This is a genomic window from Nonomuraea longispora (assembly GCF_004348345.1).
Taxonomy (GTDB): domain Bacteria; phylum Actinomycetota; class Actinomycetes; order Streptosporangiales; family Streptosporangiaceae; genus Nonomuraea; species Nonomuraea longispora.
In genome coordinates this window covers 16,854-41,673 of record NZ_SMJZ01000063.1, presented here as the reverse complement: position 1 = coordinate 41,673, position 24,820 = coordinate 16,854, and the positions used below count along the sequence as shown (strand labels likewise).

Below are 24,820 nucleotides of genomic sequence, written 5' to 3'. Positions count from 1 at the left end.
GGGCAACTTCCCGCAGGCGTTCAGCCACATCGGGATCATCGCCAGCGGCGTCAACCTCGCACGAGCGAGAGCGGGTAGCACGGCATGATCGACCGACTCGTCATCCTCGGCGCAACCGGCGACCTCAACGCCCGCTATCTGCTGCCGGCTCTGGTCGCCCTGCGCGCGGGCGGACACCTCGCCGACCGGTTCGAACTCACCTGCGCCGACCGGCAAGGCTGGACCGACGAGGAGTTCCGCCGCTGGGCGTCCGCCCAGCTCGACCGGCACGCTGTGATGGAGCCCACCGAGGCCAGGAAGGCGATCGCCGACTCCGCCCGATACCGGCAGGCGGACGCCACCAACGCCGCCGACATGGCCTCGCTCGTCGCCGGTGGCGGGCCCGTCGCCGTCTACGTCGCCCTCCCGCCGGGGATCTTCCCCGGCGCGGTCGCCGCCCTCGGCGCTGCGAACCTGCCGCCGGGCAGCCGGATCGTGCTGGAGAAGCCGTTCGGCGAAAACCTCGCCAGCGCGGTGGAGCTGAACCGGCTACTGGCGGGCGTCGTGCCCGAGCATGCGGTGTTCCGCGTCGACCATTTCCTCGCCATGACGACCGTCCAGAACGTGCTCGGCAGCCGGCTGGCCAACCGCGTCCTTGAGCCCATCTGGAACAGCTCCCACATCTCCGAGGTGGAGATCGTCTGGGACGAGACCCTGGCCCTGGAGGGCCGGGCGGGCTACTACGACGGCGTTGGGGCGCTCAAGGACATGGTGCAGAACCATCTGCTCCAGGTGCTGTGCCTGGTGGCCATGGAACCGCCGCTCAGCCTCGGCGAACGCGACCTGCGGGACCGGAAGATCGACGTGCTCCGCTCGGTGCGCCCGCTCACCGACGACGACGTCGTACGCCGCACTCACCGCGCACGCTACCTGGCCGGCCGCGTCGGCGACCGCGACGTCCCCTCCTACGCCGAGGAGGAGGGCGTGGACCCGCGGCGCCGTACCGAGACCTTCGCCGAGGTAGAGCTGGCGCTGGAAAGCTGGCGCTGGTCCGGCACGACCTTCCGGCTCCGTTCCGGCAAGGCGCTCGGCCATGACCGCAAAGAGGTCGCAGTGCGCTTCCGGCCCGTACCGCACCTGCCCCTTGGCCTCGACGAGGAGGTCGTGCCCAACGTGCTGCGCTTCGGGCTGGAGCCGGAGAGCATGACCCTGGCGCTTGCCGGGATCGGCAGCAACGCCCGCACTCTCGCCCCGCTCACCCTCACCGCGCAGCCGGCGCCCTCCGAACTGCCTGCCTACGGCCGGCTGCTGGCGGATGTGCTGCTCGGGAACGCGGCGCTGTCCATCCGTGCCGACGAGGCCGAAGAGGCCTGGCGGGTTCTCGAACCGGTCATGTCGGCTTGGTCCAGGGATCTGGTGCCGCTTGCTGAATATCCGGCCGGATCGGACGGGCCCGCCCGAGTGAGGAGCAACTGATTCCGCCTCGCGGGCGGCTTGCTGAGCTTCGAGGTCGCGTTGCAGGTCGTCCATCGACCTTGCCGCTTCGGAAGGCCGCGTTGACCCGGGCGATCCGGTTACGGAGGACCGTACTGGGGCTTCCTTCGACGGCCGCCAGTCGCTGTTCAGCCGCGAACCACACCAGCGTGGTGACTCAGGGCTCGGCGTAGTGACCGTGAGGTGTGGCCGTCGCGGCAGCCGCCGTCGCTAGCGACCAACGAAACCGGCCGGACTCGGGTTGACCTCGACAGTGGTTGAGGTTGAAGACTTGGAGAATCTGAAGCCGCAGTCCGCGTGAAGCGCAGGGGGAATTCATCCATGTCGTTCACCGAAGAAGAGCTCGCATATCTGCAGTCGCAGCCGCTCGTTCGCATCGCCACCGTCTCCGCGGACGGGCAACCGGACGTGGTCACGGCGAGCTTCGAACTCGACGACGGCAACTTCTCCGGCTTGCCGGGGGGCGGACGGGCTCGCGCGGTATTCGACCCTTCTGGCGTGTACGGTGCTGACGCCGTCGAGTTCCTGAGGTCTGTCGCTGTTGTTGAGCAGGGTTACGGGCTAGGAGTATCGACAGCAGCCAGACCGACAGCAGGAAGCGAAGCGATGCGTGCCATGCCTTAACTCCCGCGCCGCCATGTGTTGTGCTCATATCGCGCTTCCGTGTGACGTGCGGGGCTACTCTGGTCAGGCCGTGGTGAGGTCAGTGCCGTGGTCCGGCGACCGCGGGCCGCGTAGAACGAACCGTGCGCCGCGAAGGTTGCTTCCAAGTGCCGCAAACTCGGGCCGGCAGTCGTGAGCGCCGCCTGCAAAGGGTTGACCGCACGCACGATGTACCCACCTACGATCTGGACATACCAGGTCCTCCATCCACCGTCACCGCCGACATGAAGCGCAGTGAATAGTGCAGCCGGTCGGCGTCCGCCTCCTCACCCGCTGATCCGGGTGGCGGGCGCACGGCACCCGCCACCCCGCCTGGGGTGCGAGCTCAGTACGCGATGAACCCGTACAGCGCCAGGTGGTCCGACTTCGTGCTGCTCACGGTGTGATCGATGGCCGACGGCTGCACCGTGCCCTTGACGAACAGGTAGTCGATCTTCCTGGTGCCGAAGGTCGGCCGCGCTCCGTAGCCGGTCATGCCGAAGCCGCTCAGCGTGGAGGAGGCGATGTTCCTCCGGTTGGCGTCGATGCCGATCACCCGGATCGTCGAGGCGTTCATCAGGCGCGTGGCGTCCGCGCCGACGTGGATGCCGGAACCGGCGACGCCGGTCGTGCCCGCACCCGCGCAGGCATTCGCGCCGTTCTGCTCGGGCAGGTGCATGGTCGCGGCGAAGACCGTCGTCCCCGTCTCCTTGATCGAGAACTTCGCCGCGATGGCGCTCGTACGTTTCCACTTGTGCCGGTTGGCCGCGCCGTCGTCGTTGTTCGGCGGCTTGTAGAGCGTGCATCCGGCTCCGCCGGCGTACGCGGTGCCGGGCTTCAGCCAGCCCGCGCTCCAGTATTTCGAGACGTCGCCCGCCGCCAGGCTCAGCGTTCTGGTGTTGTAGATGATCGCGTTCGTCTGCTTCTTCTTCAGGTCGCCCAGCGACTGCCGGTTGCAGTGGTGCGAGCCGCCCCACGGCTCGGGGTCGTCCCAGGCCACGATCGCCCTGTACGTGCCCGCCGGATGGCCGAACTTCGCGGCGAGCTGGTCGGCGTAGGCCGTTGCCTGTCCCGTGCCGCGGACCTGCTGCACGATCAGCAGGTCCGGAGCCTGTACGCCGGAGGTGCCCGTTCTGCCGCCGTCGTCGACCAGCATGGAGGTGAGGTGGTCCGGGCCCGAGATCCGGGTGCACGAACCGTCGGCGTTGTTCCTGACGAGGTTCTCGATGTTGTTGGTGTAGACCCGGAGCACTCGGTCAGTAGCGCCCGCGCTCACGTCGCCCGCCTGGGCGACCGAGGCCGATGCGGTGCCCATGACGGCCACGGCAGCCGCCACGAACGCTGACGCGCCAGAAGATCGGGAGGTTAATCGCATTCTTGCACACTAACGACGAACCTCGGCGGTGAGGAGTTCTCGCGCGGACCGGGCAGGATCCGAGAAGCGCCGGCCCTCTGCCCTCGCCTAACGTGGCGCCGTGGACCTCACCGCTCACACGGGCTCCGCCCCCGGGCCCGCGTGACAGAGGTACAGGACAACCACACGTACGCTCATGACTGGTCGAACCGCAGCCAGGCGACGCGGACGAAAGTCACGACGGCGACCGCGCGAGAAAGGGATCTACACGATGAGCCGGACCACGAGGGAAGAGCAGCGGTCGCCTGCGCCGCACACCGCCGACGCCCACGACGTGATCCGCGTGCACGGCGCGCGCGTCAACAACCTGAAGGACGTCAGCGTCGAGATCCCGAAGCGCCGGCTGACGGTGTTCACCGGGGTCTCCGGCTCGGGCAAGAGCTCGCTGGTGTTCAGCACGATCGCCGCGGAGTCGCAGCGGCTGATCAACGAGACCTACAGCACGTTCGTGCAGGGCTTCATGCCCTCGCTGGCGCGGCCGGAGGTCGACGTCCTCGACGGGCTCACCACCGCGATCATCGTCGACCAGCAGCGGATGGGCTCCGACCCCCGCTCCACGGTCGGCACCGCCACCGACGCCCACGCGATGCTGCGCATCCTCTACAGCCGCATCGGTGAGCCGCACATCGGCTCGCCCCAGGCCTTCTCCTTCAACGTCCCCACGGTCAGGGCGAGCGGCGCCATCACCGTCGAACGCGGCAACAACCGCAAGGCCGAGAAGGCCACCTACACCCGCATCGGCGGCATGTGCGGGCGCTGTGAGGGCCGCGGCACGGTCACCGACCTCGACCTCACCCAGCTCTACGACGACTCCAAGTCGCTCTCGGAAGGCGCGTTCACCATCCCGGGCTGGAAGTCCGACAGCTTCTGGACCGTACGCGTCTACGCCGAGTCCGGCTTCGTCGACCCCGACAAGCCGATCCGCGACTACACCAAGAAGGAACTGCGGGACTTCCTGTACAAGGAGCCGGTCAAGATCAAGGTCGACGGCGTCAATCTCACCTACGAAGGCCTGATCCCGAAGATCCAGAAGTCGTTCCTGTCCAAGGACCGGGAGGCGATGCAGCCGCACATCCGGGCGTTCGTGGACCGTGCGGTCACCTTCACCATCTGCCCCGACTGCGACGGCACCCGGCTCAGCGAGGAGGCCCGCTCCTCGCGGATCAAGGGCGTCAACATCGCCGAAGCCTGCGCGATGCAGATCAGCGACCTGGCCGAGTGGATCCGCGGCCTCGACGAGCCGCCGGTCGCGCCGCTGCTGGCCAAGCTGCTGCACACCCTCGAATCGTTCGTGGAGATCGGGCTGGGCTACCTCTCGCTCGAACGTCCCGCGGGCACGCTGTCCGGCGGCGAGGCGCAGCGCGTCAAGATGATCCGCCACCTCGGCTCCGCGCTCACCGACGTCACCTACGTTTTCGACGAGCCCACGATCGGCCTGCACCCCCACGACATCCAGCGCATGAACAACCTGCTGCTGCGGCTGCGCGACAAGGGCAACACGGTGCTCGTCGTCGAGCACAAGCCGGAGACGATCACGATCGCCGAACACGTCGTCGACCTCGGCCCCGGCGCGGGCACCGCGGGCGGCACCATCTGCTACGAGGGCACCGTCGACGGTCTGCGGGCCGGCGGCACCATCACCGGCCGCCACCTCGACGACCGCGCCCAGCTGAAGGAGTCCGTACGCACGCCCAAGAGCAGGCTGGAGATCCGCGGCGCCGACCGCCACAACCTGCAGGACGTCGACGTCGACATCCCGCTCGGCGTGCTCTGCGTGGTCACCGGCGTCGCGGGGTCCGGAAAGAGCTCGCTGATCCACGGCTCCATCCCCGCCTCCGCCGGCGCCGTCTCCGTGGACCAGTCCCCCATCCGCGGCTCGCGACGCAGCAACCCGGCGACGTACACCGGGCTGCTCGACCCGATCCGCAAGGCGTTCGCCAAGGCCAACGGCGTCAAGCCGGCGCTGTTCAGCGCCAACTCCGAAGGCGCCTGCCCCACCTGCAACGGCGCCGGCGTCATCTACACCGACCTCGGCATGATGTCCGGCGTCACCACCACGTGCGAGGAGTGCGAGGGCAAGCGGTTCGACGCGTCGGTGCTGGAATACCGCCTCGGCGGGCGTGACATCAGCGAGGTGCTGGCGATGCCGGTGACCGAGGCCGCGGAGTTCTTCGGCACCGGCGAGGCCCGCACGCCCGCCGCGCACGCCATCCTCGGCCGGCTCGCCGACGTCGGGCTCGGCTACCTCAGCCTCGGCCAGCCGCTCACCACGCTGTCCGGCGGCGAGCGGCAGCGGCTCAAGCTGGCCACCCACATGGCGGACAAGGGCGGCGTCTACATCCTCGACGAGCCCACCACCGGCCTGCACCTCGCCGACGTCGAGCAGCTGCTGGCGCTGCTCGACCGGCTCGTCGACTCCGGCAAGTCGATCATCGTCATCGAGCACCACCAGGCGGTCATGGCGCACGCCGACTGGATCATCGACCTCGGCCCCGGCGCGGGGCACGACGGCGGCCGGATCGTCTTCGAGGGCACCCCGGCCGACCTCGTCGCCGCCCGTTCCACCCTTACGGGTGAGCACCTCGCGGCGTACGTCGGGGCCTGACCGCCGCTCACGTGCTCCCTTCGGGCGGGTCGGGGCGCCGCAGCAGCCGGTCGACCTGGCGGAGCACCCGTTCCAGGTACGCGCGGGTGGCGTCGGGGGCGGCGGGCGCGTCCGGGTCGATGAGCATGCGGTACATCGCCGCGCCCACCACCATGTCGATCACGGTGTCGAGGTCGGCGTCGGCGTCCACCCGGCCGTCGCGGCGGGCCCGCTCAAGCGCGGCGTGGATCAGCCTGCGGCGCGGTTCGATGTGCTGCTCGCGGTAGGTGGCCAGCAGCGACGGCCGGGTGACGCTGGAGCCGATGAGCTGGGCGAGGACCGCCCGGAAACGGGGGTCGCCGAAGGTGCGTACCCAGGAGTCCATGAGCCGCTCGTCGGCCGGCGACGCCGCGGCGTCGGCACCGGCCCAGAGGTCGGCCTCGGGGGCGAGCGTACGGGCCCGCTCGATCGCCTGCGTGAGCAGTTCCTCCTTCGACGACCAGCGCCGGTACACGGTCACCTTGGCCACGCCGGCGCGCTTGGCGATCTGCTCGACGTTCGCGCCTTCCAGGCCGCGCTCCACGAACAACTCCAGTGCCGCCTTCATGATCGCCTCGTCGGCCTCGGGGTCGCGCGGTCTGCCCCGGGTGCGCCGCGTCGAGGTCATCGGAACTCCACCCGCCCTCGCGCCGTACCGGCCGCCGGCGGTACGAAATGCGGTGCGTGCCCGGGCCGCAACCGCCAGCCGGGGGTGAGAACGGTGTCCATGTGGGCGCGCAACGCCCGCAGCCCCTCCTCGCCGGGCGTGCCGTCGGCGAAGGCGGAGGCGACCAACTCGGACTGGTAGCGGGTGTTGTCGTGGGCGAACAGCGGCACGACGCCGGGGTCGGAGGCCAGCATCTTCTGGATGCGCCGGGCCGCCCCGATCTGGCGGACCGTGTCGGCCCCGCCGATGGTCATCTGGCGGACCTGGTCCACGGCCAGGTGGGGCAGCGTGTAGAGGGTGTCGCCCATGAACAGCACGCCGCCTGTGTCCAGACGCAGCAGCACGCACATGTGGCCGGGAGAGTGGCCGGGGGTGGGCAGCAGGATGACGCTGCCGTCACCGAAGTGATCCTGGCCGGCCGGGAAGGGCCCGAAGGGCCCGGAGTCGAAGGCGGGGAAGGACAGGTTGTCCTTGACCAGCTCGAAGGAGTGCGGATACAACACGCCGTGCTCCCAGTCGCGGCGGTCCATCACCACCGTCGCCCGCGGCAGGTGGCGCAGCCCTCCGGCGTGGTCGTCGTGAACGTGGGTGAGGAACACGGTGCTGATCTCCTCGGCGTCGTAGCCGAGCCGGGCCAACTGTACGCGCAGGTCCTGCTCGGGGGTCATCCGGTATTCGTCGCGCTCGGTCAGCAGGCGCGAGGTCATGTCGTAGTACCCGTCATGATCCCAGGCCTGCTCGCTGTTGACGCCGGTGTCGACCAGGAGGAGCCCGTGCCGGGGATGGTCGATGAGGTAGGCGTGGACGGGTACGGCGATCTGCGCCTTGTCCACCAGGGTGCGCACGTAGCCGTTCAGCCCTTCCCAGCCGTCCAGTCCGCCGTAGAACTGGCCGTAGGTGACGATGGTGTCGCCGGTGTGGATCGGGAACACCCGTACGGCGCCGTCGGCGACCCGCTTCCGCGTGCCCGCGGCGCGTACGGCCGCCTGCCTCTGCCGCTCTAGCCCGGCGAGCACCTCGCGGCGCCGGCCTTCCACCCGGCTGACCGACAGCCCGCTCATCACGCCCAGCACCAGGCCGGCACCGCCGAGGAGGAAGGCCCGCCTGGTCCGGCGGGCGCCCGGGTCGCCCGCCGTACGGCGCCCGCGCAGGAGGGCGGCCACCGCCCACGCCAGGCAGGCCACGGCGGCGAGGGCCGGCAGCACGGGCAGGTCCGTGACGTGGTACACGACCGCGAGGTAGAGCCCGAGGGTGCCGAGGCCGGCCGGGATTCCGGCGAACGCCGCCACCCGGCGCCGGGTGGACAGCCGGCCGAGCACACCGGGCCACGCCATCGCGACCACGAAAACACCCAGCACCAGCCCGTACGCCACCAGCAGCGGAACCGGCACGTTCTTCAGCCGCAGGATGACGAGCCAGACAGCGCCGGCCGCGAGGGCGCAGACGAGTAACCCGATCTTGCCCAGGAGCTTCAGCATTCGGTCACCTCATTTCGTAAACGCATACGGATGCGTTTACATATTAGGACCCAATGGTCCTGAAGCGCCGGCCAGGGGGCGGCGGAGGTGCCAGATGATCACTGCGGGGGTGTCGCGGTAGGCCAGCTCGGCCGCCTCGGGACACCACTGCTGGGCGAGCGGGCCGCCGTGCCCGCCCGGCGCCTCGCCCCACCTGGGTTCGTGGCAGGCCACGATCTCCAGCCCGGCCTCCCGGATCGCGGCGATGTAGTCGCCGGCCAGGAAGCGGCCGGCCGGCATCGCCCGCAGACCGCCGTCCGGCCCGGTCACCTTGGCCACGCCGCCGAGGTAGAGCGAGAGCACGTGGATGTCCGACAACACGATGTGGCCGCCCGGCCTGACCACCTTGGCGAACTCGCGCAACGCAGGCCCGAGAGCCGGCTGGTGGGTCAGCGCCAGCCCGCAGACCACCAGGTCGAAGCTCGTCGGCTCGATCGGCAGGTCGTGCAGGTCCGCCTCGTGGAACGTGCCGTCCGGGGTCTTGGCGCGGGCCAGGGCGAGCATCTCCGCCGACGAGTCCACACCGACGACCTCGTGCCCGAGCCCGGCGAGGAACGCGGCGTGCCTTCCCGTGCCGCATGCGGCGTCCAGGGCCCTGCCCGGGGGCAAAGCGGCGAGGATGCGCCGGACCTGCGGCTCCTCCACCGCGATCAGCGGGTTTTCCTCGGAGTCGTACGAGCCGGCCCACTGCGCGTACCCCTCCACCGTGCTCGCGTGGCCGACGACGGCGCCCGTACGGCGTGCCAGCTCCGGGTCGGCGCACAACCTGCGGATCTCGGCGATCCGCCGCGCCACGAAGTTCTCCTCGCCGCCGATGTCACCTGCCTGGGCGCGCAGCAGCGCGACGCCTTCGAGCGCCAGAAGCCAGGCCAGCGGGTGTACGTGAAAAGGCATGCCGGGGATGGTACGTACCGCGGCCGGGCCCGAACCACCCGATATCGCTGGGGGAAATCCGTTCGCTCGCCCCGCCAGGTGCCGGTTAGGGTCGCGCGAATGGGAGATGTACGTCCGCCTCTGCTGTGGTTGTCAGGGCCGTCGGGAGTCGGGAAGTCCACGATCGGCTGGGAGGTGTTCGCGCTGCTGAGCCGGAACGGCGTCAAGACGGCGTTCGTCGACGCCGACCAGATCAGCCTGTGCCATCCCATGCCCGAGGGCATGACGCATCGCCTTCGCGCCCGCAACCTCGCTGCGATGTGGCGGAACTTCCAGCAGGAAGGGGGGCGATGCCTCGTTCTCGCCGGCTTCGTCCACACCCCCGAGGAGGTGCGCGAGTACACGACCCTGCTGCCCGGCCTCCGCTTCACGGTGTGCCGGCTGCGCGTCGAGAGCGCCGAGCTCAAAGAACGGTTCCTCGCACGTGGATGGCGTCCGGAGCTGGTGGAGCACGCGGTAGCCGAGGCGCGGGCCCTGGATCACAGCGACTACGCCGACCTGTGCGTGCCGACCGGCGGATTGACGGTGCCCGAGGCGGCCAGGCTGGTCCGCGAGCGGGCCGGCGGATGGCCTGGCGACCTTCCCGCCGCGACACTCGGGGACGCCGCCGGCCGGCGCAGCCGTCCGCCGGCCGACGACGCGCCGTTTCCTGTGCTGTGGGTCTGCGGCGCCACGGCGGTGGGGAAGTCGACGGCCGGCTACGAACTTTTCACGCAGATCTACCGGAGCGGCGTACGCGCCGCCTACGTCGACGTGAAGCAGATCAGCGCGCTGGGCCCCGGCGCGGACCACCGTGCTCTCAAGGCGCGCAACCTCGCCGCCGTCTGGAGCGGCCATCGCGCGATGGGCGCCCGGTGCCTGGTGGTCTCCGGCGAGGCCGACGACACCGTCCGCGGCTACGCCGACCGGCTCCCCGGAGCGGAGATCACCGTGTGCCGCCTGCACGCCGGCCCGGAAACGCTGGCCGAGAGGGTCGCGCAGCGCGGCCGGGGAGGAGGTCCTGCCATCCCGGGTGACGAGCTGAGAGGGCTGGACGCCGACGCCCTGAGCCGCGCCGCCGGACGCGCGGCGCGCGAGGCCGAGGCGCTCGACCGCCCGAAGGTCGGCCATCTGCGCATCGACACCGACGGCCGCTCGGTGCAGGAGGTGGCGGCGGACGTACTGGCCCGCAGTGGTGGCTGGCCCCATCTCACCTGACGTTCTCGCAGCACGGGCGGTCATTCGTGGGGGCGGCGGAGCGCTCGTTGCTCGGCGGCGTCGAGTGCGGGGGTGAGGGGTGCGAGCGTGGTGCGAAGGAGGTCCGCCAGCGAGCCGGACGGCACGACGAGCCCGCTGTTCGTCATGGACGAGGCCGCTGTCTGCAGCCACTGCTCGATCGCCACGCGCACCGCGGCGGCCACGCTCGCCGCGAGCACCCGTGCCGTGTGCTGGTCGTCATCGCCGAGCCGTTCGGCGATCGCGTCGGTGAGGGGATGCTCGATCGCGGTCGTGGTATCGACGAATGCGTCCCGCAACGCGGGGTGCGTGGTGATCAGCAGCAGAGCGTCCCGGCCGGAATCGTCCGGGGCGGTGTACTGATCCGCGATCGCCTCGATGACGGCGTCGGCGAGGCCGACGCCGGAGGGCCGGTCGGCCACCGCCGCCGCGACTCGCACCTCCCGCTCGGCGGCGACGGCGGCGACGATCGCGTGTTCGCGGCTGGGGAAGTAGTTGTTGTACGTCCTCGGTGAGACGCCGGCGGCTTCGGCGATGTCGTCGACGCGCACGTTGTCGGGCCCACGCTCAAGTGCCAGCCGCAGGGCCGCCGCCCGCAAGGCGTCACGGGTGGCCTGCTTCTTCTGCTCGCGCAGCCCCGTCCGTCTCGTCGTCACCGGCCCAGCATTCCAGCTTTGATGCGTGTACGCAAACTTGCGTACACGCACTTTTCTTGTCTAGCCTGAGCGTCCTCATCCCTCAGGAAAGGATCACCGCGATGAGGGCCAAGGGCATCACCTACGACACCGGTTTGCTCCGCAACGGCGGGTTCTCCCGTGAACGCTTCGACCCGGACGTGGTCAGGCGTGAGCTGGAGATCATCCGGGACGACCTCCACTGCACCGCGGTCCGCGTCATCGGTGGTGATCCCGAGCGGCTGGAACTGGCCGCGACGTACGCCGCCGACCTCGGCCTGGAGGTCTGGTTCTCGCCATACCCCCTGGAGCTGACCGGCGAGGAGACGCTGTCGCTGTTCGCCGACTGCGCTGAGCGGGCGGAGCGGATCCGGCGGCGCGGCGCCGAGGTCGTGTTCGTCACCGGCGCCGAGCTGAGCCTGATGAACAAGGGATTCCTGCCAGGCGACACCCAGGAGGACAGGCTCGGACTGCTGACTCAACGAGATCGCCTGGCCGAGCGGGTTGCCGAACTCAGCACACGGGTCAACGACTTCCTCGCCCGCGCCGTCGCGCTCGTTCGCGAGCGATTCGGCGGACGCATCACGTATGCCGCCATACCGCTCGAGCGGATCGACTGGGTCCCCTTCGACCTCGTGGGCGTGGACCTCTACCGGTCGGCCGAGGTCGCCGACCGGTTCGCCGAGGGCGTGCGCACCCTCGTGGCGCAGGGGAAGCCGGTCGCGATCACGGAGTTCGGCACCGCCGCCTACCGCGGGGCGGGCGACAGGGGCGGCCGCGTTCTGGAGGTCCTCGAATTCGACGAGGACACCGGCGCGCCGGTCCGGCTGAACAGAGAGTGCGTCCGCGACGAGGCCGGCCAGGCCACGTACCTGCGGGAGCTGCTGGAGATCTACGAGGACGCAGGGGTCGACAGCGCCTTCGTCTTCCTCTTCGCCATCGACAACTTCCCGCACCGCCCCGACGGCGATCCCCGCGACGACCTCGACCTGGCCAGCCCCGGCATCGTCAAGGTCCTGGACGACCGCCGCGGGGACACCTACCCCGGCATGCCCTGGGAACCCAAGGCCGCCTTCGCCGCCCTCGCCGAGCACTACCGCGGCTGACCGGGCGCTTCATCCGTCCTGCCCCTTGTACGGGCGAACTGCGGGCGAACAAGGAGTACACATGATCAAAGATGTCGTCATCGCCGGCGGCGGTCCGAACGGGCTGATGCTGGCCTGCGAGCTGAGCCTGGCGGGCGTCCGGCCGGTCGTGCTGGAGCGGTTGCCGGAGCCGAGCGAGGAACCGAAGGCGAACGGACTGCTCGGCCAGGTCGTGAAGATGCTCGACCGCCGGGGGTTGTGCGAACCCCTCAGCGGTAGCCCGGAACCGCCGCAGCCGAACTCCGCGTACTTCATGTTCGGCGCGATGGGCCTGGACCTGAGCCTGCTGGAGGACAGCCCTGTCTACGCCCTGCCGGTGCCGCAGCGGCGCATCGTGCAGGTCCTGCAGGAGCGCGCCGTCGAACTGGGTGTGGAGATCCGGCGGGGTCACGAGGTCGTCGGCCTGTCGCAGGACGACGACGCGGTCACCATCGACGTCGCGAGTCCGGGCGGGGCGTACCGCATGCGCGCCCGGTACCTCGCCGGCGCGGACGGAGCGCACAGCACCACGCGAAAACTGTCCGGCATCGCCTTCCCCGGTGTCACCTACGACCGGATGACCGTGCGCTCAGCGCATGCGACCGTCCCGGCGGGCTGGGTCGATCCTGTGACCGGCGCGCTGGACGTGCCCGGCTACGGCGCTGTTCCACCGTTCCTGCCCCACCGCACCGAGCGCGGAGGGTTCTCCTACGCGCCGATGCCCGGCCACCCGCCGCTGCTCAGCACGACGGAGTGGGACCAGCCCACGCCCGACGCTCCGATGAGCCTTGAGGAGCTTCGGGCGAGCATCCGCCGCGTGCTCGGCGTCGACATGCCGCTCGGCCAGCCCGACGGCCAGGGACCGCACGCGCTGCGCCGGTTGAGCGGCGGTAACACCCGGGTCGCGGAACGGTTCGCCGACGGCCGGGTGTTCCTGGTCGGCGACGCCGCCCACGTGTACGCCGCCACGGGAGGCGGTCCAGGGCTCAACCTGGGCCTGCAGGACGCCGTCAACCTCGGCTGGAAACTCGCCGCCGAGATCCGGGGAAACGCCCCGTACGGATTGTTGAGCAGTTACGAGACAGAGCGCCGAGCGGCCGCCCGGCGCATGGTGCTGAACGCGCAGGCACAGGCGGCACTGATCGCGCCCGGCAGCGACGTCACCGGACTGCGCGAGGTGTTCGGCGAACTGCTGCGCGACCCGGACACCGTACGGCGCCTGGCCGGACTCACGGCGGGCGCCGACGTCCACTACGACATGGGCGCGGGCGACGCGCACCCGCTCGCCGGCCGGTTCGCCCCGGACCTGGACCTGCACACCCCCGACGGGCCGGTACGGCTCGCCGAGCTGACCAGAACCGCACGCCCGCTGCTGCTCGACCTGACCGAGGACGCATCACTGGGGAAGACGCTCGCGCTGCGGGACGACCAGGTCGAGATCGTCACGGCGCGCTCCCAGAGCCCGGCGCCCACCGCCCTGCTCCTTCGACCGGACTGCTATGTGGCCTGGGCATCCGCGTCGCCCCGGCCGGATCCCATGGAGATCGAAATCCTCCGGGCGGCCTTGCGGCGATGGTTCGCGCCATCGCCGTAGCGGCCGCCCGCCGTGCAAGGCGCTCCGACGGGAACCAGCACGTCAGGAGCCTCTTCACCCGTACGACTTCGTCACGTTCGCGAGCCCGGACTGACCAGCAGCGCGACGCGTTGTGCGGGACTCAGGCGGTCCGGCCTCGGGGCGGTGGCGTAGGCGTCGCGCCCGACCTGCTCCACGGTGAGCGGGTCGGAGAGGGCGGGACGACGGCTGATCGTGTGGAGGGCGCCGGCCGTTCGCTGGACGGGCCAGTCGAGTGCCGCAGCGAGTTCGTCCGCCGTGAGGGGCCGCGCGGCGTGCACCAGCGCGGCCAGCACCGTCAGCGCGTCGCGGACGGCGGCGTCGGTGAGGCCGCTGTCGTTCATCTGCTCGCTGGTCGAAGGCGGTGAACGTCATCGTCCATGACTCGATCGACGGCGTCAGGAGCTTCTTCGAGGACCACACCGCCGGGTGCGCCACGACGGAGTACTTCGAGGCCGACGCGTCCAACGCCGTCGGCCTCCCGACGTAGCCCGGCTCGCCGGACAGGGTGCTGCGCCATCACCCAGCTCGTCCCGGCCGGGCGTGGTGATCGTCTACGTCGACGACGCCGGCGTCCAGCAGGGAGCGCATGAGGGTCAAGCTCCCCCACATCCAGATGTCCTTGCCGTCCTGCTTCTTGAGCTCACGAACGGTGGCGCCCGCATCGCGCGTCACCGTCGCGGCGGGAAAATCTCCCCAGGGAGCGCCGTCCAGCTTCGACGAGGCGACGAACTTGGTGAGGTTGTTGAGCTTCTCGCCGTACTCGCCCTGCTCGTCGGCGTACGGCCAGTAGTCCTTGGACTGGGCGTAGGTGTTCGCGCCGAGAATCAGCGTGTCGACCCTGTCGACGAACCCCGTCACCTTCGCCTGGAACGCGGAGTTGGTGGTCTCGGAAAAGGGCTCCCCTGACACGAAGCCGAGGCCGCCGTCCTCCTCCGCGGCGATGTTGTCGACGGTGACCCACTGCTGGACTATGAGCTTCCTCATCACTGACGGTGCCTTTCGAGTGTCTGCCGGATTGAGCAGATCCGCCGGTACGGAGCCTTCGTGACACGCGCCGGAGGAACTGCAGCGGTTCTTCTTCTCGGGGACGGAACCGCACGCGGGTTCTCGACGTCCTGCCACAACTTCTCTCTGGCGATCTGCAAAGAGTGCTCGCACCACGCGACGCCGCATACGGCGTGGTGAGCGCGTCCGGCTCGATCAGGGGTGCAGCCGAAAGGCATGTCCTGCTGACAGCCGTTCGACAAGGGTGAGTACGGCCTGTTTCCCACCGTTCGTCCCCGCCCAACGACTCACCTTTGGGCTAGGCCGGGGCGGAGCCCGCCAGCCCTTCGCGGAAGGCGATGGCCGTCGCCTCCGTGCGGGTGGCCGCGCCCAGTTTGGTCAGGATGTGGGAGACGTGCACGCCCGCCGTGCTCGGCGAGATGTGCAGCCGGGCGGCGATCTGCCGGTTGCTCAGGCCTTCGGCGATCAGCCTGAGCACGTCGTGCTCACGCTCCGTGAGCCCGTCCTGGGCGGGCCGGGGCCGCCTCAGCAGGGCTATCTCCCGGGTGAGCGGCGCGGCGCCCAGGGACGCGGCCAGCCGCGCGGCTTCCCTGAGGCGGGCCGTTCCGTCCGGCCGGTCGCCTGCCGCCAGCGCGGCCCGAGCGCCGTGGTACAGGCTCAACGCCAGCTCGTACGGCTGCCGCAGTTCCCGCCAGGACTCCGCCGCGCCGTCCCATCCGTCGTCCTCGATCAGCGCGTGCAACATGATCTGCCAGGCCCGGTCGAGCCGCCCGTCCACACCGAGCGTCGCATCGGCCGCGGCGAGTTCGGCCTGCCGTTCCGCGACCCGATGCCGCAGTCCCTCGCCGGCGCCGTGGGCGAGGCGTGCCCGCTGCGCCAGCGCGCCGGCGACCAGAACCGGCCGGGCGTCGCTGCTGTAGATCCGGGTGAGCGCCGGATCGGCCAGCGCCCGGTCCAGGAGCAGGTCGGCCCGCTCCGGGTCGCCCTGGGCGACGGCGAGCAGGCAGAGCAGCTGATGGCGGAGGAACAGGCTGCCTCCGCCGTCGTGCTCCACGGCCGCCGCGGACACATCCCCGCGCAGCAGCGACAGGTAGCCGGCGAGGACGAGCAGGGCCTGCCGCGACAGCGGTGGCGGATCGTCCTGGAGGCTCTCCCGCAGGACGGCGGCCGCCTCGTCCCACTGCCCGGCCAGGATCAGGCTGCGCCCGGCGTAGCGCGCGAGTTCGGCGCCGCGGCTGCGGCCCAGCCCGTACCGGCGGGCGTGGCGGATGCCGTCGCGGGCCGCGGCGATGGCGCGGCGCTGGTCGCCGGCCTTGGCGTGCAGCATGGCCTCGTACATGGGGACGGTCATGAGCAGGTCATGGCTGTCGAGCCGCTCGGCGAGCGTACGGGCTTGCGCCAGCATTCCGAGGTCGCGCGTCATCGAACCGACGCCCAGCAGCCCGCGGACCGTGACCGTGGAATCGCCGGTGCACCGGCCGATCCTTAGCGCCTCCTCGAACGGCTCGCGAGCCCTGTCCACCTCCGGCAGCAGGCCCATGGCCAGCACCCCGAGCAGCCGCCCCCGCTGGACGCTGTCGGGAGCGGCGGGCAGGAGCTCCAGGGCTCGTTCCCAGTCGGAGACGCCGGTCGCGTCCAGCCGGTGCCGCAGCCTGCCCCGGTGCTCCAGCAGCTGGGCGGCCCGCTCGGGCTCGCGCCGCTCGTCCACGGCGGCCAGCCCGGCGGTGGCGTGGTCGATGCCGCGGACGTAGTCGCCGCTGAGCATGCAGGCCTCGGCCGCGCCGGTCAGGACGTCGATCCTGTCGACCTCCAGGTTCACGTCCGGGTCCCAGAGTTCGAGGACCTGGTCCAGCAGGCGGACCTGCTCCTCGTAGGCGTGGGTGCCGCCCGCCCGGCACGCGGCCAGGTGCGCGGCGGACAGCGCGAGCCCGCGATTCCCGGCGGCGTAGGCGTGCGCCGTCAGCTCCGCGTGGGCGCCGGAATCGCGCAGGGCCTCGGCGTAGCGCGCGTGCAGGCGTGCCCGCTCGCCCGGCAGCAACTCCTCGTACACCACATGCCGGATCAGGGCGTGGCGGAAGTCGTAGCCGTCCCCTGCCGTGCGGAGGAGGCTGCGGTCGACGAGCTCGCGCAGCAGGGCGTCGAGCCCGACCCCGTCCTGCCCGGCCACCTCCGCCAGCAGCCGGTGGCCGACCCGGCCGCCCGCCACGGAAGCGATGCGCAGCAGCTCGCGAGCCGGGCCGGGCAGCGACCGTGCACCGTGGAGCAGCAGGTTGCGCAGGCTGTCCGGAGTCCGCTCGCCGGCGCGGGCGAGGGCCTCGACGAACAGCGGGTTGCCGTCGCTGCGTTCGTGGACACGGCGTACGGTGGCCGCGTCCGGCTCGGCGCCGAGGATCGCGGCCAGCTGGCGGCTCACGCCCTGCCGGTCCAGGCGGTCCAGCCGTAGCGCGGTGGTGCGCGGGCGGCGGGACAGCTCGGACAGCAGCGGCCCGAGCAGCCCGTCGCCGGTTTCCTGTGACCGGTAGGTGATCACCAGGAGCACGCCCGCCTGGGTGAGGTTCCTGGCCAGGAAGCCGAGCAGTTCGCGGGTGGCGGCGTCGGCCCAGTGCAGGTCCTCGATGGCGATGACCAGCGGCTGGTCCGCGGCCACCCGCTCGACCAGCGTCAGGACCTCCTCGTACAGCTGGTGCTTGCCGCCTTCCGCGTCGCCGGCCTCGCCGAGCTCCGGGAACCAGCGGGCGAGCTGGCGGTAGGGCCCTGGCAGCACCCCTTCGACCCGGATCAGCCTGCGCAGCACTGTCACGAACGGCGCGTACGGCAGGCTGTCACTGCCCAGCTCCGTGCAGGTGCCCTCGACCACCCGCACGGCCGGATCCAGCGACCTGGCGAACTCCGCCAGCAGCCGCGACTTGCCGATCCCGGCCTCTCCGGTCACCAGCGCCACTGCCGGACCCTGCTCGACAGCGGTGTCCAGGGCCGCCGCGAGCTCCGACAGCTCCTCGTTCCGGCCGACGAACACCGGACTGACCACGCGTTCCGCCATCACCGCGCCAGCATATAAATACACAGATCACCTGATGTGCGGCGCCTGTTCACCCGGCCACGCTCGAAGCATGACAGTCACCCACCCACTGCGGACCATCGGCGCCCATGAGCTCGACGCGTGGGCTCGCATGGTCACCACGACCTACGGCCAGGACTGGTACGAGGGCGGCCTCAGGAACGCCGCCTCCTCCATCGACCCCGGACGCACGATCGCCGCCTACGACGGCGAGGCGATCGTCGGCGGCGCGGCGATCTACGGCCGCGTCATGACGGTCCCAGGCTCGGCGGCGCCCGTGTCCGTTCCCGTGGCCGGAATCACGCTCGTCGCGGTCCTGCCCACGCACCGGCGTCGCGGGATCCTCACCGCGATGATGCGCAAGCAGCTCACCGACCTGTACGAATCGGGCGGCGAACCGATCGCCGCGCTCAACGCCGCCGAGGCGACGATCTACGGCCGCTTCGGGTACGGCGTCGCCAGCCACGTGGCCCAGATCCGGGGGGACAAAAGGTTCATGGCTCTGCGGCCGGGCACCGACCTCGGCGACGGAACGATTCACCTGCTCGGCCGCCAGGAGGCCCGGCCGCTGCTGGAGAAGGTCTACGACACCGCCCGCCGTGATGGGGTCGGCTGGGTCGACCGTACGGAGACGTTCTGGGCGGCCCGTCTGGCCGACGGCGAACGTGCGCGTGAGGGCGGGACGGCACTGCGCTTCGCCTTCCACACCGAGCCCGGCGGCGAGATCACCGGCTACGCCCTCTACCGCTCCAAGCAGGAGCTGGTGCAGGTCATCGAGGTCGCGGCCACCACCAGGCAGTCGTACGCCGCCCTGTGGCGCTACCTCATCGATCTCGACGCTCACGCCGGTCTCACCTACGACGGCGCCGTCGACGAACCGCTGAAGCACCTGCTGGCCGACCCGCGCGCGGCTCGCACCACCGTGGTCGACAACCTCTGGGTCCGCCTGGTGGACGTGGAGCGGGCGCTGGCGGCACGCCGGTACTCGACCTCGCTGGACCTGGTCCTCGAGGTCCAGGACACGTTCTGCCCGTGGAACGCGGGCCGCTACCACCTGCGTGCCGACGAGGAGTCCGTCACCTGCGAACGTACGCCGGCCCGGCCCGACCTGCGGCTGACCTCCGCCGAACTGGGCGCGGCCTACCTGGGCGGCACCACCCTGTCGTCCCTGGCAGCCGTTGGCCGGGTCGAGGAACTGCGCCTCGGCGCGGTCACGGCCGCCTCGCTCGCCTTTCGCGGCGAGCGCGAGCCCTTCCACCCCTCGGGCTCGGCCTTCCCCGCCTTCTGATGACCGTCACGTTCCGCGGCTGGACACGACCCCGGCAAGGCACCGGATCGGTCCGCATCACACCGTGCGCCGTCCTGACACGAAACCAGCACGATGTCCGGCCGGAAGCCACCGCCCTCGCCCCACGCGGCGGCCGAGGGCGCCACCAGGACTGTGATCGCCCGCTCCGACAGCCAGGTCTACAACGCCGTGCGAAGCTTGGTACGTGTGCGACCAGTCAACACCGTTCGTCGACGCGCCGGCTACCGATCCGGCGCTGCTGAGGACGTTGGCGGCCGCTGGTCTGCCAGCAAACGGGCGCTTTCTTCCAAAGGCCGGCTGGGTTAGCCGCGTGTGGGTCGGCGACGAATACGTCGTACGACTGAGCAACGGACAGTTCCGCGACTCGTTTCGCCACGAGGCCACAGTCGCCAAGCTGCTCGCCGGCAGCGAGGTCCCACACGCCCAGATCCTCGCCCACGGCGACGGCCCGGACGGGCCGTGGTGTGTCTCCGAACGCGTGCCCGGCCGAACCATGTACGAGGTATGGCCGGCGGCGGACTCGCACACGCGCCAAGCAATGATCGAAAGCCTCGGCTTTGCGCTGCGCGCACTTCACCGTGTTCCTGTCACGGCCGACCTGCTGCCGCCCTGGCTGGCCGACGCGCTCGCCGGCAAGCCGTGGCCTGCGTTTCACCCACCCGTAGTGAGTGCGGCGCTCCGGCAGGTCGAGGCTGCCCGGCGACTGCCCGGTCATGACTCGCGCCTGCTCGCGGACGTCGCCGATTGGATCCAGGAGCGGTTGGCGTTGTTCGCCGCCGACGAACCCGTCCTCGTCCATGGTGATTTGCATGGATCCAACGTGATGGTCGACCAAGGACGCGTCACCGGTCTCATCGACTTCGCGGAGGCAGTGGCTCAGCCGGCGGATGTCGAACTCGATACCATCCTGCGCTGGTGCGCGAAGGCGCGAGAGTATCCACCCACCCCCGACGAACGAGGGCTCGACGAGACCACACTCACAGGAGTCCCCGGATGGCTGCACGGCGCGTATCCGGAGCTGTTCGAACGCGAGCATCTGCGCGAGCGGTTGCTCTTCTATGACATGTACGTGGAGCTCGCGCTATACGCACACCACCCGCAGCCTGACATACGCGAAGCGGCGCAGGACCGCATCGCTCGCCTGCTTTCCGGCCATAACCATCTAGATGGACTCGTCTGGTAGGTCGTCGTCTTCGCCCCTACACGGGACATCGTGACCTGCACCCGAATAACGAGATGTGCGACAAGATCTCGTTGCTCACCTCCCGGCCCTGCGAACGTAGCTCCAGCACCGCTCTCGAATAATATTCGGTCGTCCACGCGACCACCGAGTTGGCCGGCAGGGTCAGGCACCACGCCTGCTCGGTCTGCCGCTCCAGATGCGGGCGGGCGATCGTGCCCTGCTGGGCAATCAGCGAGGCGGTCGCCTGACCGTACTTCGGCGACCCGGCCATCCGCAGCAAGTCCCGCCAGCACTCAGCCACCAGGTCCTCATTCCAGCGCGCGGCTACCGGGACCCCCTTCGGCCAGCCGCCAGGCCCCCACGACGGCAAGGAATTGGACATCGGTATTTATCTGCGCATACCATTTTATCTATGCAGATAAAACGGAAGGCGTCACGCGACTCCGCCATCAACGTCACCCGCCGCGCACAGATCATCAAGGCGGCCATCGACACCATTGCCGACCTGGGCTACGACAGAGCGTCGTTCGCCCGCATCACCGAGCGGGCCGGGCTCAGCAGCCCGCGGCTGATCTCCTATCACTTCGCCGGTAAGGACGACCTGATCAAGGCCATCGTGCAGGACGTCTACCAGTCGGGCGCCGCGTTCATCCTGGGCAGGATGGAGGCGGAGGAAACGGCGCCGGGGCGGCTCAAGGCGTACCTGGAGGCGAATCTGGAGTTCCTGAGGGACCACCCCACGGAGATCGCGGCGCTCACGGAGCTCGGCTCACACCTTCGCAACCCCTCAGGCGAGCGCTCTACGACGGCCGAACACCAGGAGCCCGGCGTACAAGGGCTGGCGAAGCTGCTGCGGGATGGGCAGCGTACCGGGGAATTTCGCGACTTCGACCCCAGGTCCATGGCTGTGCTGATCCGCGGCGCGATCGAGGCGGCGGCGTCCCGGGTGAGCGGGAGCCACGCGATCGACATGGACTCGTACACCCGCGAGATCGTCTCCACCTTCCTGGCGGCCACCACGGGGAAGTCGCCGCGATGACATCCCTCTCCGGCGCTGCGGCCACCCGCAGGGCCATGTACAGCGTGCTCGGCTTCGAGGTGGCGGGCCCGTTGGCGATCTTCTACGGGCTCCGGGCCGCCGGTGTGAACCAGTGGCTGGCCCTGCTGGCGGGCGGCGTGCTGCCCGCCGGGCGAGCCGTGCACAGCATCGTCAAGGAGCGGCGGGTCAGCGGCGTCACCCTGTTCGTGCTGGGCACGATGTCGCTGACGATCGCCATGTCGTTCGTGACGGGCAGCGCCCGCGTGCTCCTCGTCCGAAATGCCTGGGGCAGCGCCGCGATGGCCCTGTGGCTGCTGCTCAGCCTGCTGCGGCCCAAGCCTCTCCTGTACGAGGCCCGGATGTTCATGGACCGGGAGAAGCAGGCGCTCTGGAAGGCGAGCTGGGAGGACTTCTCCGGGTTCCGGCGCGCGCTCAGGGTGTTCACGGCCATCTGGGGGGTGGCGTTCGCGGTGGACACGGCGATCCGGGTGCTCATGGCGCTGACCCTGCCCATCGACCTGGTCCCCGTGCTCGACGACGTCCTGCTGGTGGTCACCCTGCTGGCCCTGATCGCTCTGCAGCGCTTCTGGGGGCCGCGCTACCTGCGCAAGCATGGCCTCGCCATACGCGGCGGCGTGGAGGTCCACCGGCTCGACGAGGAGGAGCGGTCATGACCGTGGCACTCATCACGGGCGCAGGCGGCGGGATCGGCTCGGCCATCGCACGGAGGCTGTCCCGTGCCGGCATGAGTGTGGCCGTGGCCGACCGTGACGCCGTCTCGGGGGCCGCCGTCGCGGAAGAGGTCGGCGGCCTCTTCATCCCTCTGGACGTGACGAGGCCGGAGGACAACCAGGCCGCCGTCGCAAAGACGATCTCCGTGTACGGGCGGCTGGATGTGGCCGTGCTCAATGCCGGCGTCCCCGGCCAGTGTGGCCTCCACGACTTCACCCCGGAGCGCTACCGCGAAACCATGGCCATCGACCTGGACGGCGTCGTCTATGGCCTCGACGCCTGCGTCCCCGCGCTCCGCCCGCGAGGCGGCTCCGTCGTCGTGGTTTCCAGCCTCGCCGGGCTGGCCTCCTCCCCTGACATCTTCTACGCCGCCGCCAAGCACGCCCTGATCGGACTCGTGCGGTCGGCCGCCATGCTGGTGTCCGCCGACGGCATCCGGGTGAACGCGCTCTGCCCCGGCCTGGCGGACACCCCGATCATCGCGCCGTTCCGCCAGTCTCTCGTCGACGCGGGCCTCGTGATCGCCGATCCTGACCAGATCGCCGAGACGGTGGAACTGATCCTGGCCGACAAGCGCACAGGGCTTGCCTGGGTGGCACAGGCGGGACAGGCTGCGGCACCTGTCGAGTACCCGCGGGTGACGATCGCCGGCACAACAGGCGAAACCTCCGGGCACGGGCGATAAATTTGGTGGTGTCCCGAGGTCCGCTCGAGCTACCGTTACTGCGGGCCAGCGAGTGGACAAGCGCGCTGTCCCCGCGGACTCGCGGCGAGGGAGTCGAGCTGGGCGTCGAGGGACTGCCGGGCGGTGGAGGCGCGGGCGTAGCCGAGGCGGACGTGGCCAGTCGGCTCCATCGTTATCTAGTTTCTCGAGCGAAGTAGCTGGTCAGCCGCATGAAGGCTTGTAAGGCATGTCAGGCAAGTGGTTGGCCGTGCTGCCGGACGGAGGTCCGGGTTGTCTGACGACAAGGGGGTGATGGCGTTCTCCCGGACCGGCGATCATCTCCAGATGACCGTTGATGAGAGCGCAGATGCGCAGCGAGGTCCTCTGGCCGGCCGTGTTGCGGTGGTGACCGGCGTGAGTCGGCAGGCCGGGATCGGGTTCGCCCTGACACGGGAACTGCTGGCCGCAGGTGCCAGGGTGCTGGTGCAGTCCTGGACACCTCATGACGCTGATCAGGTATGGGGCAGTGACCCGGCAGGGATGGCTGGCGTGCTGGAGGCTCTGGGCGGGCTGGGCGACCAATTGGCGCATGTCCTGGCCGACTTCGCCGATCCGCTGAAGCCGGCGTGGGTGATCGAGCAGGCTGTCGAGCGGTTCGGGCACGTTGACGTGCTGGTCGCGAACCATGCCCGCAGCTCGAAGCAGTCACTGGAGCAGGTGACCGCGGCCGAGCTCGATCTGGCCTGGGCGGTGAATGCTCGCGGCAGCGTGCTGCTGACTCAGGCGTTCGCTGCTCAGCATGATGATCGCCGGCCCGGCGGACGGGTGATCTTGTTCACGTCCGGTCAGCATCTGGCCCCGATGTCTCTGGAATTGCCGTATGCGATCAGCAAGGGCGCGATCCACCAGATGACGGCCAGCCTCTCCGAGGCGCTCGTCGATCGCGGCATCACCGTCAACACGGTCAATCCTGGTCCGGTTGACACTGGGTGGGCCAGCCCCGAACTGACCCGGCAGGTCGCCAACGCGTTGCCCGCGGGCCGGTGGGGCCGGCCGGAGGAGGTGGCTCGCCTGGTCCGCTGGCTCGCCTCGGACGAGGCGGCGTGGATCACCGGACAGGTGATCAACTCCGAGGGCGGGTTCCGGCGCTGGGTCAAATGACAGTACTGGTGGAAGACTGTGAGCCGTGACCTGCCGGAGGAGCCTGAAGGGTTGGGATGCCCTCAGGCCAGGAGGCCCAGGGTTTCGGGCGCCTCCCAGGCCGTCAGATGCCACTCAGGGTCGGTTTCCTGCTGCGAGAACTGGTTGATCAGGTCAGCGAGAGCTTGCCGGTCCTGCTCGGACAGGTCCTGCAGGAGGACGGCCACCGGCTCGATCACCTGCATCGTGGCCGCAGGCGTGATGGCGTCGTCGTCGCTGAGGTCCAGCCTGATGACGACCTCGGTAAGGGATTGGGCGAGGGTGCGTTCGAGCGGGGTCATGACGGGGCTCCTGGCTGGCCGTTGGGCGTGTGGCGCGTTCGGGGATGGTGACAGGGCATGGAGGCGTCCTTGGTCAGCCTGCTGACGGCTCGGTGAGCCGGGCTTCGAGGTCGGTGATCATCTGGGTGGGCAGGCTGGTGTTCTCGCGCCGGACCGCCTGCGGGCCGGCCACCTCGATGCCGGCGACCTTGGTAATGCACTCGGCGGCGGCTTGGGCCATGGTGGTGAACTCCTTGGGGGCGATGGAGTGGGGTTGGCGGCCTCGAAGGTGGTGGCGCGGTGCATGTCCTTGACCGACGTCATCGGCGCGCGGGCGGCGGACATGGCGTCGCGGGCGCTGAACTCATCGCCGTGCCCTGAGCGCATGTAACGGGTGACAAAGACCGGCGCTGGTCAGGGCCGCACCGGGCAGGGTCGGCTGAGGGCATGAACCGCTCCAGGCGGTCGCCCCG

24 protein-coding genes are annotated in these 24,820 nt (G+C 70.2%); 13 read left to right on the top strand and 11 right to left on the bottom strand.

Going from position 1 to position 24,820, the window contains the following annotated elements; genetic code table 11:
* Window positions 1-84 precede the first annotated feature (84 nt).
* Together E1267_RS18360 and E1267_RS45685 are read left to right on the top strand one after the other, a co-directional pair.
* Window positions 85-1,455, top strand: a complete 1,371-nt coding sequence (locus E1267_RS18360; RefSeq protein WP_132333791.1) for a glucose-6-phosphate dehydrogenase — start codon at window positions 85-87, stop codon at window positions 1,453-1,455.
* A 339-nt stretch (window positions 1,456-1,794) separates the two neighbouring features.
* Complete coding sequence (locus tag E1267_RS45685) at window positions 1,795-2,097, top strand: PNPOx family protein (protein WP_220449551.1); 303 nt, start codon at window positions 1,795-1,797, stop codon at window positions 2,095-2,097.
* Window positions 2,098-2,461: 364 nt separating this feature from the next.
* Here E1267_RS45685 and E1267_RS18350 read toward each other — a convergent pair whose 3' ends face one another.
* Window positions 2,462-3,430 carry a hypothetical protein gene (locus E1267_RS18350; protein WP_246063991.1) on the bottom strand — a complete coding sequence of 323 codons (969 nt, stop codon included), beginning with the start codon at window positions 3,428-3,430 and terminating at the stop codon, window positions 2,462-2,464.
* Window positions 3,431-3,740: 310 nt separating this feature from the next.
* On the opposite strand from E1267_RS18350, the gene E1267_RS18345 reads away from it, so the two are divergent.
* Entirely contained in the window at window positions 3,741-6,134 is a 2,394-nt protein-coding gene (locus E1267_RS18345) for an ATP-binding cassette domain-containing protein (protein ID WP_132333789.1), read from the top strand.
* A gap of 7 nt (window positions 6,135-6,141) precedes the next feature.
* On the opposite strand, the gene E1267_RS18340 is transcribed toward E1267_RS18345, so the two are convergent.
* Genes E1267_RS18340 through E1267_RS18330 form a run of 3 tightly spaced genes read right to left on the bottom strand, consistent with a single transcriptional unit; the run spans window position 6,142 to window position 9,230 of the window.
* Window positions 6,142-6,780 (bottom strand): TetR/AcrR family transcriptional regulator, encoded by a 639-nt coding sequence (locus E1267_RS18340; protein ID WP_132333788.1) that lies wholly within the window; start codon window positions 6,778-6,780, stop codon window positions 6,142-6,144.
* A complete protein-coding gene (locus tag E1267_RS18335) occupies window positions 6,777-8,297 on the bottom strand; it encodes an MBL fold metallo-hydrolase (RefSeq protein WP_132333787.1) in 1,521 nt (506 codons plus the stop codon). The genes E1267_RS18340 and E1267_RS18335 overlap by 4 nt, the downstream gene beginning before the upstream one ends.
* A gap of 36 nt (window positions 8,298-8,333) precedes the next feature.
* Complete coding sequence (locus E1267_RS18330) at window positions 8,334-9,230, bottom strand: class I SAM-dependent DNA methyltransferase (RefSeq protein ID WP_132333786.1); 897 nt, start codon at window positions 9,228-9,230, stop codon at window positions 8,334-8,336.
* A gap of 99 nt (window positions 9,231-9,329) precedes the next feature.
* On the opposite strand from E1267_RS18330, the gene E1267_RS18325 reads away from it, so the two are divergent.
* Entirely contained in the window at window positions 9,330-10,466 is a 1,137-nt protein-coding gene (locus tag E1267_RS18325) for an adenylyl-sulfate kinase (RefSeq protein ID WP_132333785.1), read from the top strand.
* A 20-nt stretch (window positions 10,467-10,486) separates the two neighbouring features.
* On the opposite strand, the gene E1267_RS18320 is transcribed toward E1267_RS18325, so the two are convergent.
* Window positions 10,487-11,140, bottom strand: coding sequence for a TetR/AcrR family transcriptional regulator (locus E1267_RS18320; RefSeq protein WP_132333784.1), 654 nt, complete (start codon window positions 11,138-11,140; stop codon window positions 10,487-10,489).
* 101 nt (window positions 11,141-11,241) lie between these two features.
* Here E1267_RS18320 and E1267_RS18315 point away from each other — a divergent pair, with 101 nt between their 5' ends.
* Both E1267_RS18315 and E1267_RS18310 read left to right on the top strand, forming a co-directional pair.
* Window positions 11,242-12,264, top strand: a complete 1,023-nt coding sequence (locus E1267_RS18315; RefSeq protein WP_132333783.1) for a glycoside hydrolase family 113 protein — start codon at window positions 11,242-11,244, stop codon at window positions 12,262-12,264.
* Window positions 12,265-12,325: 61 nt separating this feature from the next.
* Window positions 12,326-13,876 (top strand): FAD-dependent monooxygenase, encoded by a 1,551-nt coding sequence (locus tag E1267_RS18310; protein WP_132333782.1) that lies wholly within the window; start codon window positions 12,326-12,328, stop codon window positions 13,874-13,876.
* 71 nt (window positions 13,877-13,947) lie between these two features.
* On the opposite strand, the gene E1267_RS18305 is transcribed toward E1267_RS18310, so the two are convergent.
* Complete coding sequence (locus E1267_RS18305) at window positions 13,948-14,238, bottom strand: hypothetical protein (protein ID WP_246063990.1); 291 nt, start codon at window positions 14,236-14,238, stop codon at window positions 13,948-13,950.
* A gap of 20 nt (window positions 14,239-14,258) precedes the next feature.
* On the opposite strand from E1267_RS18305, the gene E1267_RS47290 reads away from it, so the two are divergent.
* Entirely contained in the window at window positions 14,259-14,384 is a 126-nt protein-coding gene (locus E1267_RS47290) for a hypothetical protein (RefSeq protein WP_281283654.1), read from the top strand.
* Window positions 14,385-14,413: 29 nt separating this feature from the next.
* Here the strand turns inward: E1267_RS47290 and E1267_RS18300 are convergent, their stop codons facing one another.
* Window positions 14,414-14,881, bottom strand: coding sequence for a dihydrofolate reductase family protein (locus E1267_RS18300; RefSeq protein ID WP_132333781.1), 468 nt, complete (start codon window positions 14,879-14,881; stop codon window positions 14,414-14,416).
* A 319-nt stretch (window positions 14,882-15,200) separates the two neighbouring features.
* Complete coding sequence (locus tag E1267_RS18295; protein WP_246063992.1) at window positions 15,201-17,942, bottom strand: helix-turn-helix transcriptional regulator; 2,742 nt, start codon at window positions 17,940-17,942, stop codon at window positions 15,201-15,203.
* 70 nt (window positions 17,943-18,012) lie between these two features.
* Between E1267_RS18295 and E1267_RS18290 the strand changes: the two genes are divergently transcribed.
* Both E1267_RS18290 and E1267_RS18285 read left to right on the top strand, forming a co-directional pair.
* Entirely contained in the window at window positions 18,013-19,248 is a 1,236-nt protein-coding gene (locus tag E1267_RS18290; RefSeq protein ID WP_132333779.1) for a GNAT family N-acetyltransferase, read from the top strand.
* A gap of 205 nt (window positions 19,249-19,453) precedes the next feature.
* Window positions 19,454-20,452 carry a phosphotransferase family protein gene (locus E1267_RS18285; RefSeq protein WP_132333778.1) on the top strand — a complete coding sequence of 333 codons (999 nt, stop codon included), beginning with the start codon at window positions 19,454-19,456 and terminating at the stop codon, window positions 20,450-20,452.
* A 16-nt stretch (window positions 20,453-20,468) separates the two neighbouring features.
* Here the strand turns inward: E1267_RS18285 and E1267_RS18280 are convergent, their stop codons facing one another.
* Window positions 20,469-20,753: a Tn3 family transposase gene (locus tag E1267_RS18280; RefSeq protein ID WP_165959671.1), complete on the bottom strand. Its 285-nt coding sequence runs from the start codon at window positions 20,751-20,753 to the stop codon at window positions 20,469-20,471.
* 111 nt (window positions 20,754-20,864) lie between these two features.
* Between E1267_RS18280 and E1267_RS18275 the strand changes: the two genes are divergently transcribed.
* From E1267_RS18275 to E1267_RS18255, 4 genes are all read left to right on the top strand, one after another.
* A complete protein-coding gene (locus E1267_RS18275) occupies window positions 20,865-21,491 on the top strand; it encodes a TetR/AcrR family transcriptional regulator (protein WP_132333776.1) in 627 nt (208 codons plus the stop codon).
* Window positions 21,488-22,165, top strand: a complete 678-nt coding sequence (locus E1267_RS18270) for a VC0807 family protein (RefSeq protein WP_220449550.1) — start codon at window positions 21,488-21,490, stop codon at window positions 22,163-22,165. Before E1267_RS18275 ends, E1267_RS18270 begins: the two co-directional genes overlap by 4 nt.
* A complete protein-coding gene (locus E1267_RS18265) occupies window positions 22,162-22,908 on the top strand; it encodes an SDR family NAD(P)-dependent oxidoreductase (protein ID WP_132333775.1) in 747 nt (248 codons plus the stop codon). The genes E1267_RS18270 and E1267_RS18265 overlap by 4 nt, the downstream gene beginning before the upstream one ends.
* Before the next feature lie 270 nt (window positions 22,909-23,178).
* Window positions 23,179-24,048: an SDR family oxidoreductase gene (locus E1267_RS18255; protein ID WP_246063989.1), complete on the top strand. Its 870-nt coding sequence runs from the start codon at window positions 23,179-23,181 to the stop codon at window positions 24,046-24,048.
* A 62-nt stretch (window positions 24,049-24,110) separates the two neighbouring features.
* Here E1267_RS18255 and E1267_RS18250 read toward each other — a convergent pair whose 3' ends face one another.
* Both E1267_RS18250 and E1267_RS44410 read right to left on the bottom strand, forming a co-directional pair.
* The gene (locus E1267_RS18250; protein WP_132333774.1) at window positions 24,111-24,368 is read right to left on the bottom strand and encodes a hypothetical protein; all 258 of its coding nucleotides are present in this window, start codon (window positions 24,366-24,368) and stop codon (window positions 24,111-24,113) included.
* Between the two features lie 73 nt (window positions 24,369-24,441).
* Window positions 24,442-24,588, bottom strand: coding sequence for a hypothetical protein (locus E1267_RS44410; RefSeq protein ID WP_165959670.1), 147 nt, complete (start codon window positions 24,586-24,588; stop codon window positions 24,442-24,444).
* Between the last annotated feature and the right edge of the window lie 232 nt (window positions 24,589-24,820).

Bases quoted from the DNA above. Each gene is read 5' to 3' on its own strand.
- E1267_RS18340 (WP_132333788.1), bottom strand. From the start codon at position 6,780: ATGACCTCGACGCGGCGCACCCGGGGCAGACCGCGCGACCCCGAGGCC.
- E1267_RS18265 (WP_132333775.1), top strand. From the start codon at position 22,162: ATGACCGTGGCACTCATCACGGGCGCAGGCGGCGGGATCGGCTCGGCC.
- E1267_RS18290 (WP_132333779.1), top strand. From the start codon at position 18,013: ATGACAGTCACCCACCCACTGCGGACCATCGGCGCCCATGAGCTCGAC.
- E1267_RS18335 (WP_132333787.1), bottom strand. From the start codon at position 8,297: ATGCTGAAGCTCCTGGGCAAGATCGGGTTACTCGTCTGCGCCCTCGCG.
- E1267_RS18315 (WP_132333783.1), top strand. From the start codon at position 11,242: ATGAGGGCCAAGGGCATCACCTACGACACCGGTTTGCTCCGCAACGGC.
- E1267_RS18350 (WP_246063991.1), bottom strand. From the start codon at position 3,430: ATGGGCACCGCATCGGCCTCGGTCGCCCAGGCGGGCGACGTGAGCGCG.
- E1267_RS18250 (WP_132333774.1), bottom strand. From the start codon at position 24,368: ATGACCCCGCTCGAACGCACCCTCGCCCAATCCCTTACCGAGGTCGTC.
- E1267_RS18360 (WP_132333791.1), top strand. From the start codon at position 85: ATGATCGACCGACTCGTCATCCTCGGCGCAACCGGCGACCTCAACGCC.
- E1267_RS18310 (WP_132333782.1), top strand. From the start codon at position 12,326: ATGATCAAAGATGTCGTCATCGCCGGCGGCGGTCCGAACGGGCTGATG.
- E1267_RS44410 (WP_165959670.1), bottom strand. From the start codon at position 24,588: ATGGCCCAAGCCGCCGCCGAGTGCATTACCAAGGTCGCCGGCATCGAG.
- E1267_RS18330 (WP_132333786.1), bottom strand. From the start codon at position 9,230: ATGCCTTTTCACGTACACCCGCTGGCCTGGCTTCTGGCGCTCGAAGGC.
- E1267_RS18325 (WP_132333785.1), top strand. From the start codon at position 9,330: ATGGGAGATGTACGTCCGCCTCTGCTGTGGTTGTCAGGGCCGTCGGGA.
- E1267_RS45685 (WP_220449551.1), top strand. From the start codon at position 1,795: ATGTCGTTCACCGAAGAAGAGCTCGCATATCTGCAGTCGCAGCCGCTC.
- E1267_RS18345 (WP_132333789.1), top strand. From the start codon at position 3,741: ATGAGCCGGACCACGAGGGAAGAGCAGCGGTCGCCTGCGCCGCACACC.
- E1267_RS18275 (WP_132333776.1), top strand. From the start codon at position 20,865: ATGCAGATAAAACGGAAGGCGTCACGCGACTCCGCCATCAACGTCACC.
- E1267_RS18270 (WP_220449550.1), top strand. From the start codon at position 21,488: ATGACATCCCTCTCCGGCGCTGCGGCCACCCGCAGGGCCATGTACAGC.
- E1267_RS18295 (WP_246063992.1), bottom strand. From the start codon at position 17,942: ATGGCGGAACGCGTGGTCAGTCCGGTGTTCGTCGGCCGGAACGAGGAG.
- E1267_RS18305 (WP_246063990.1), bottom strand. From the start codon at position 14,238: ATGAACGACAGCGGCCTCACCGACGCCGCCGTCCGCGACGCGCTGACG.
- E1267_RS18300 (WP_132333781.1), bottom strand. From the start codon at position 14,881: ATGAGGAAGCTCATAGTCCAGCAGTGGGTCACCGTCGACAACATCGCC.